Here is a 7762-nt window from a genome sequence, read left to right on the forward strand (position 1 = left end):
CGGCGCCGAGCCGGCCCGCCCGGCCGGCCGGGCGGGCCGTGGGCAGCCGTGCCGTGCAGCTGTCCTGGGGCGCCTCGAAGGACGACCGGGGCGTGGCGTCGTACGACATCTGGCAGGGCGGAACGAAGATCCACAGTGTGGGCGGGGAGCAGACCGCGGCCGTGGTCACCGGGCTGCGGCCGGGCACCCGCTATGTCTTCACCGTCCGGGCCCGGGACGCGGCCGACAACGTCTCGCCCGCGAGTACGGCCGTGCGCCTGACCACGCCGGGCACCGGCCACGGCCGGGACACCGCGCCGACCGCGTTCACGGCGCGGACCCACGAGGAGAGCGGGGCCTGGTACCTCGACCTGGCCTGGGACCCGCCGCGGCTGGACGCTGTGGTCACGGAGTACCAGATCCGGCTCGACGGCGGTACGGCCACCTCCCTGGTATGGGGAGGCACCCCGCCGAAGGGCCGCGCCACCTACAGCTTCTATGTGGCCCGGGACCATGGCGTGGTGCACCGGGTGCGGCTGAGGGCGCGGCTTCCGGACGGCACCTGGGGCGGCTGGTCGGCGGAGCGGACCGTGACGACGGGGACCTGACCCTCCGTCCGGACCTGGGCCGGACGGAGGAAGACGTCACCTGGCCGGTCGCCCTCCGGGTGCGGGACCCGCCGGGGCCACGTTCGCTGAACCCGAGGCAGCACGGGCGTTTCCCCACCCTCGGCGGCGCACGGGACGTTCCGCCGACCGTGCCGCCGGAGGGCAGACGATGCGCACTACACGACCTCTCCTCCGCTGCGGCCTGACCCTGGCGGCCGCCGCCGCGTTCCCGGCCTGGCTGGCCGGTCCGTCCGCCGCGCTCACGGGCATCTCGGTGAGCACCATCGGCACCACGGTCTCGGTGGTCACGAGCGCCTGCACCCAGAACAACGGCAGCTGGGGCAACGCCTCCCTGCTCAACAGCGGCCAGACGGCCTTCGCCCAGGGACGGCAGGTGGCGCTCGCGGGCACCACCGTGAGCCAGTCCGCCGCCTGGTCGGGGGTGTCGCCAGGCACGTACACGGTGGTCGTCGTCTGCTCGAACGGCGGTACCGCGGGCACCCAGTCGGTGATCGTCTCCGGCACCACTGCGGCGCCCCCGACCACCTCATCCTCCACCACCACCAAGTCGGCCGCGCCCTCCCGGGGCGTGATGGGCGGACTGGGCGGCGCCGCCCGCGACTACGGCCCGCTCACCCTGGGCATCGGCGCGGCGCTGGTCGGCTCGGGGGTCATCGCGACCGGGTGGTACCTGCGCAAGCGTTCGAAGCCGTACCGGCTCTAGGACGGGTCGGCAAGGTCGCCGACCTCCTCCAGGGCATGGCCCAGCCACCGGGTCCAGAAGGTCTCCAGGTCGATGCCCGCCCGGAGCACGAGGTGCCGCAGCCGGTCCCCGGGGGCGTCCTTGTCCGGCGGGAAGTCGCGGCGCTGGATCTCCTCGTACTCGGCCAGCTGCCGCTGGTGCAGCTCCAGATGGCGGCGCAGGTCGGCTTCGAGTCCGGCGGTGCCGACGACCGCCGCCGCACGCAGCCGCAGCAGGAGCACGTCCCGATGCGGCCTGGGGTCCTGGGCGGCGGCGGTCCAGCGGGCCAGTTCGGCGCGGCCCGCGGGCAGGACCTCGTAGCTCTTCTTCTGCCCGCGGGCGGGCTGCTCGGCCGGCAGGGTGCGGATGTAGCCCTCGGCTTCCAGTTTTCCGAGCTCGCGATAGATCTGCTGGTGCGTGGCCGACCAGAAGTAGCCGATCGACCTGTCGAACCTGCGGGTCAGCTCAAGCCCCGACGACGGCCTTTCGAGCAGGGCGGTGAGGATCGCGTGCGGGAGTGACATGGGCTCATCCTAGGGAAGGGCCCTACAGGGCGGCGGCCAGCTCGGTGCCCTGCTGAATGGCCCGCTTGGCGTCCAGCTCGGCGGCGACGTCGGCGCCGCCGATGAGGTGTGCGCTGCGGCCGGCGGCGAGCAGCTCCTCGTACAGGCCGCGGCGCGGTTCCTGGCCGGTGCACAGCACCACGGTGTCGACCTCCAGGAGCATGCGCTCCCCGTCGACGGTGATGTGCAGTCCGGCGTCGTCGATCAGGTCGTACCGGACGCCCGGGACCATGGTGACGCCCCGGTGCTTGAGTTCGGTGCGGTGGATCCAGCCGGTGGTCTTGCCGAGTCCGGCGCCGACCTTGCCGGTCTTGCGCTGGAGCAGGTGGACGGTGCGCGGGGGCGCGGGGCGTTCGGGGGCGGCCAGACCGCCGGGGGCCCGGTACTCCGTGTCGACGCCCCAGTGCCTGAAGTACGTCGCCGGGTCGTCGCTCGCCTTGTCGCCGGCGTCGGTGAGGTATTCGGCGACGTCGAAGCCGATGCCGCCGGCGCCGAGGATCGCGACCCGGTCGCCGACGGGGGCGTCGTCGCGCAGCACGTCGAGGTAGCCGAGGACGCGGGGGTGGTCGATGCCGGGGATGTCGGGGGTGCGCGGGGTGACGCCGGTGGCGACCACGACCTCGTCGTAACCGGTGACGTCCTCGGGGCCGGCGGTGGTGTTCAGGCGCACGTCCACGCCGTGAGCGTCGAGCTGGTGGCGGAAGTAGCGCAGGGTCTCGTCGAACTCCTGCTTGCCGGGGACTTTGCGGGCCACGTTGAGCTGGCCGCCGATCTCGCTCGCGGCGTCGAACAGGGTGACCTGGTGACCGCGTTCGGCGGCGGAGACCGCGCAGGCGAGGCCGGCCGGTCCGGCGCCGACCACCGCGACCCGCTTCCTCAGCCGGGTCGGGGCGAGGACCAGCTCGGTCTCGTGGCAGGCGCGCGGGTTGACCAGGCAGGAGGTGATCCGCCCGCTGAAGGTGTGGTCGAGGCAGGCCTGGTTGCAGCCGATGCAGGTGTTGATGGCCTCGGGCGTGCCGGCGGCGGCCTTGGCGACGAAGTCGGGGTCGGCGAGCATCGGGCGGGCCATGGAGACCATGTCCGCGCAGCCCTCGGCGAGCAGTTGCTCGGCGAGTTCCGGGGTGTTGATGCGGTTGGTGGTCACCAGCGGCACGGAAACGGCGCCCATGAGCTTCTTGGTGACCCAGGTGTAGGCGCCGCGCGGCACCGAGGTGGCGATGGTGGGGATGCGGGCCTCGTGCCAGCCGATGCCGGTGTTGATGATGGTGGCCCCGGCGGCCTCGACGGCCTTGGCCAGGGTGATCACCTCGTCGAGGGAGGAGCCGCCCGGGACCAGGTCCAGCATGGACAGCCGGTAGACGACGATGAAGTCGTCGCCGACGGCCTCGCGGACCCGGCGGACGATCTCGACCGGGAACCGCATCCGGTTCTCGTACGAGCCGCCCCACCCATCGGTGCGCCGGTTGGTGGGGGCGGCGATGAACTCGTTGATGAGGTAGCCCTCGGAGCCCATGATCTCGACGCCGTCGTAGCCGGCCTGCCGGGCGAGGCGGGCGGTGCGGGCGTAGTCGTCGATGGTGCGTTCGACGTCGGCGCCGGTCAGCTCGCGGGGCGGGAAGGGGCTGATGGGGGCCTGGAGGGGGCTGGGGGCGACCAGGTCGCGGTGGTAGGCGTAGCGGCCGAAGTGCAGGATCTGCAGGGCGATCCGGCCGCCCTCGCGGTGCACGGCCTCGGTGACGACGCGGTGCTGCCCGGCCTCCTCCTCGGTGGTGAGCTTGGCACCGCCCTCGTACGGCCGGCCCTCCTCGTTGGGCGCGATACCGCCGGTGACGATGAGGCCGACGCCTCCGCGGGCCCTGGCGGCGTAGAACTCCGCCATCCGCTCGAAGCCGCGCTCGGCCTCTTCCAGGCCCACGTGCATGGAGCCCATGAGCACGCGGTTGGGCAGCGTGGTGAAACCCAGGTCGAGGGGTTCCAGCAGGTGGGGATAACGGCTCATCGGGGCCTCCGTGCGCGGTGTCGTCCTCGTAGTTGTAGAGGACCGCGCACGGATTATGCAACTAGTTGCACAAGAGCCCCGGGGAGACGTGTCTCAGATCACCGCTCACCGGCTTTCGAGCAGGACGTGCAGTTCCCGCTCCTGGTCCCCCGAGGCGGACGACAGGTCGCGCACGGTGAACAGGGATTCGAGGGTCGAGTGGAGCCTGCCGATCGCCCAGTACCCGCCCTGCGCGTCGGCCTCGACCGGGGCGGAGAGCCGGGGCGGCGTGGCGCACTCGTGGGTGTCGGTGACCTCGAACGTGCCGAGCCACACCATCGGGCGGGTCTCGTGGAGCTGTTGCGGGACGTCCGCCATGTCCCGGTCGGACTCGAAGCACTGGCACAGCGCGTCGAACACGATCCGGGCGTCCTCCTTGCTGCATCCGCTGATCTCCAGCGAGACGGGTTCCTCGTGCGGTCGCTCACGGACCATCGTGATCGCTCCTCTCATGGCAATGGCGCGGTAGCACGGGTTCCCCCGCGAACCGCGCCATGCACAACAGAAAAGCACCGATCTCCGGGCCCCGCACCACCCGCCGCGGGCAGGCGGAGGCGGGCTCAGCTCCGGGTGAACCCGTAGGTTCTGCTGCCGGTGAGGACGCAGCGGCCGGGCGACATCACGACGACGCGCAGGGTGCCGGTGCGCCGGTCGCAGTCGACGCCGGCCGTGCCGGCCGGGCGGACACGACCTACGGATGCCGCCGTGTTGAGAGATGGTGGATAAAGTCGGCGGCGGCTTCGGCGCGACGGGTGTGAGCGCGATAGAACAAGGGGAGTCGGCACGGGGGACGACGTGCCGTACGAAAGTTCGAAGGCGGTGCGTGCGATGAGTGCAGCCGAGGCTGCGGTGCCGGGGGGCCAGGAGTCCGTGCGCGGACCCGTGCGGCCGGGCGGGCTGCTGGACGTCCTGAGCGTGGCCTCGGTGGTGCTGGACGCCAAGGGGCGCATCGTCCTGTGGAGCCCGCAGGCCGAGGAGCTGTTCGGCTACTCGGCGCAGGAGGCGCTGGGCCAGTACGCGGCCCGGCTGATGGTGGACGAGCGCCACATCGAGCTGGTCGGCAAGCTGTTCGCGGACGTGATGAGCACCGGGCGGAGCTGGGCCGGCGGTTTCCCGATCCGCCACAAGGACGGAACCGCCCAGGTGGTCGAGTTCCGCAACATGCGCCTCATGGACGACAACGGGGACGTGTTCGCACTGGGTCTGGCCGCCGACCAGTCGACGGTGCGCCGGCTGGAGCAGGACGTGGCGCTGTCCGAGCGGATCGTGAAGCAGTCGCCGATCGGGCTGGCCGTCCTCGACATGCAGCTGCGGTTCGTGTCGGTCAACCCGGCTCTCGCGCGGATGAACGGGGTCCCGGCCGAGGAGCACGTGGGGCGGACGATCCGCGAGGTGCTGCCCAGCCTGGACGCCGACGCGCTGGAATCCGCGTACCTGCGGGTGCTGCGGACCGGCGAGCCGGTCATCGACGAGCCGGCGGTGGGCCGGACCCCGGCCGACCCGGACGAGGAGCACATCTGGTCGGTCTCGATCTACCGGCTGGAGGACGCCCTCGACAACGTCCTGGGCGTGGCCACGTCGGTGGTGGACATCACCGAGCCGTACCGGGCCGGGATCGAGGCGGAGAACGCGCGCCGCCGGCTGGCCGTGATCGCCGACGCCTCCACCCGCATCGGCACCACCCTGGACCTGGAGCGCACCGCCCGGGAGCTCGCCGACGTCGCCGTGCCGGAGCTCGCCGACGTGGCGGCCGTGGACCTGCTGGACGCGGTGGTGGAGGGCCGGCGCAGCACGCTCGGCCCGGGTGAACCGGCCATGCTCCGGTCCCTCGCGGTGCACGCGGCGCGGGAGACGGACGAGGTCCAGGCCGCCGACGCGCCCGGCACCGTCGCCTGGTACGCGCCGGACCGGCTGATCACCCAGTGCGTACGGACCGGGGAGGCCGTCTTCGTCCCGCGGGTCAAGGACGAGGACCTGGCACGGATCTCGCCCTCCCGCGAGGCCGCGGCGGAGCTGGGCCGGTCCGGGGTGCACTCCTATCTCGCCGTGCCGCTGATCGCGCGAGGCGAGGTGCTGGGCGCCCTCGACCTCAGACGCACCCGCAATCCGGCCTCCTTCGACGACGACGATCTGCTGCTGGCCCGGGAACTGGCGGCGCGGGCGGCGGTGCAGATCGACAACGCCCGCTGGTACCAGAACGCCCGCACCACCGCCCTGACCCTCCAGCGCAGCCTGCTGCCCACGCACCCCCGGGTCACTCCCGGCCTGGAGGTCGCCTCCCGTTACCAGCCGGCCGGCGCCACCGTCGAGGTGGGCGGCGACTGGTTCGACGTCATCCCGCTGGACGGGGGCGGCACGGCCCTCGTGGTGGGCGACGTGATGGGCAGCGGCATCAACGCGGCCGCGACGATGGGCCGACTGCGCACCGCGACGACCACCCTGACCTCGCTCGGCCTCGATCCGGCGGTGCTGCTCGAACACCTGGACAAGACCACGTCGGGCCTCGACCACTCCATCGCGACGTGCGTGTACGCCGTGTACGACCCGCATCTGCGCCGGTGCCGGATCGCCAACGCCGGCCACCTGCCGCCGGCCCGGGTCCGCCCCGGCCGGCCGCCGGAGCTCCTCGACCTGCCGACCGGGGTTCCGCTGGGCGTCGGCGGGATCCCCTTCGCCACCACGACCGTCGACTTCGAGCCCGGCGACGAGCTGGTGTTCTACACCGACGGTCTGGTCGAGACGCGCACCCATGCGCTGGACGAACGGCTGGACGAGCTGCTGGCCCTGCTCGACGATCCCGCCCGTCCGCTGGAGGAGGCCTGCGACCTGCTGCTGCGGGAGCTGCACCACCCCGACAACCACGACGACGTGGCCCTGCTCATCGCGCGGGCACGGGAACTGCCGTAGCGGAGACGGTCGCCGCTGCGCCGGTCCGGATTCATGGAATTCACAGGGAATGATGACGGGGTTCTTATCGGCAGGCTCGCACCATTCTCATAGAGGCATGCAGCGCGCGGTGCCGTGTGCCGTTCGCCGATGGGAGCGAGCCGTGACGCACGAACCGGAGTCCGAGAACCGCCGTGCCGTCGACGGCACCGGACCGTCCGTCCCCCCGATGCCCGACCGTCCCCCGCAGGCCGCCCCGGAGTGGGAGGTGCTGTCGGGACCGGGCGCCGGGCGCGAGCCGGGCGTGCCGCTGCGCGACCTGTGGCGCCGTCAGTCGTTCCGGGTACGCGCGGTGACCGTGGCCCTCGTCGCCGGGGCGCTCGCCCTGGGCGGCACGGTGGCGTTCGCGGCCGGCTCCGCGGGCAGCGGCTCCGCCGCTTCGCCCGCGTCCTCCGGCGCGCCGTCGGCACGGCCCTCCGCACCGGACGGGCGCGGGCCCGGTCACGGGTGGTTCGGGATGACAGGCGGCATGGGCGTGCACGGCGAGGCGACCGTCAAGGACCCCGCCACCGGCCGCTACGTGGTTCGGGTCTGGCAGCGGGGCACGGTGCAGAAGGTGGCCGGTGACCAGGTCACGGTGAAGAGCGACGACGGCACGTCCTGGACCTGGACCGTGGGCTCGGACGTCAAGGTCCGCGGCGGCTCCGACGCGCTCAAGAAGGACACAAAGGCCTTCCTCGTCGGCACCCGCGGCGCCGGCGGGAAGCTGACCGCGTCCGGCGCGTTCTCCGGCGACTTCACCGGGATGCGAGGCGGCATGGGCCGAGGCGGCGTGCACGACCGCGGCGGCCCCTGGCAGCGCCCGTCCCCCAGCCCTTCGGGCGACGGCGCCACCACCTGAACCCCCGGGCCGGCGCCCGTCACCTGGGGATCTCGAAGAACACGG

7 protein-coding genes are annotated in these 7762 nt (G+C 72.8%); 4 read left to right on the top strand and 3 right to left on the bottom strand.

All coding sequences use genetic code 11. The features are described 5' to 3' along the window. Positions 1–587, top strand: a 587-nt coding sequence (locus AB0M11_RS40725) for a fibronectin type III domain-containing protein (protein ID WP_365713920.1), incomplete at its 5' end; no start/stop codon positions are given. A gap of 169 nt (positions 588–756) precedes the next feature. Further along, the gene (locus tag AB0M11_RS40730) at positions 757–1311 is read left to right on the top strand and encodes a hypothetical protein (protein WP_365713922.1); all 555 of its coding nucleotides are present in this window, start codon (positions 757–759) and stop codon (positions 1309–1311) included. On the opposite strand, the gene AB0M11_RS40735 is transcribed toward AB0M11_RS40730, so the two are convergent. From AB0M11_RS40735 to AB0M11_RS40745, 3 genes are all read right to left on the bottom strand, one after another. Further along, positions 1308–1853, bottom strand: coding sequence for a PadR family transcriptional regulator (locus tag AB0M11_RS40735; protein WP_365713924.1), 546 nt, complete (start codon positions 1851–1853; stop codon positions 1308–1310). The genes AB0M11_RS40730 and AB0M11_RS40735 overlap by 4 nt on opposite strands. Positions 1854–1875: 22 nt before the next feature. Next, entirely contained in the window at positions 1876–3891 is a 2016-nt protein-coding gene (locus AB0M11_RS40740; RefSeq protein ID WP_365713926.1) for an NADPH-dependent 2,4-dienoyl-CoA reductase, read from the bottom strand. A 105-nt stretch (positions 3892–3996) separates the two neighbouring features. Then, positions 3997–4365, bottom strand: coding sequence for a hypothetical protein (locus AB0M11_RS40745; RefSeq protein ID WP_365713928.1), 369 nt, complete (start codon positions 4363–4365; stop codon positions 3997–3999). Positions 4366–4758: 393 nt separating this feature from the next. On the opposite strand from AB0M11_RS40745, the gene AB0M11_RS40750 reads away from it, so the two are divergent. Both AB0M11_RS40750 and AB0M11_RS40755 read left to right on the top strand, forming a co-directional pair. Continuing rightward, positions 4759–6837: a SpoIIE family protein phosphatase gene (locus tag AB0M11_RS40750; RefSeq protein ID WP_365713930.1), complete on the top strand. Its 2079-nt coding sequence runs from the start codon at positions 4759–4761 to the stop codon at positions 6835–6837. A gap of 142 nt (positions 6838–6979) precedes the next feature. Beyond that, entirely contained in the window at positions 6980–7717 is a 738-nt protein-coding gene (locus AB0M11_RS40755) for a hypothetical protein (RefSeq protein WP_365713932.1), read from the top strand. Positions 7718–7762 lie beyond the last annotated feature (45 nt).

Source organism: Streptomyces sp. NPDC051987, from assembly GCF_040680735.1.
Classification (GTDB): Bacteria; Actinomycetota; Actinomycetes; order Streptomycetales; family Streptomycetaceae; genus Streptomyces.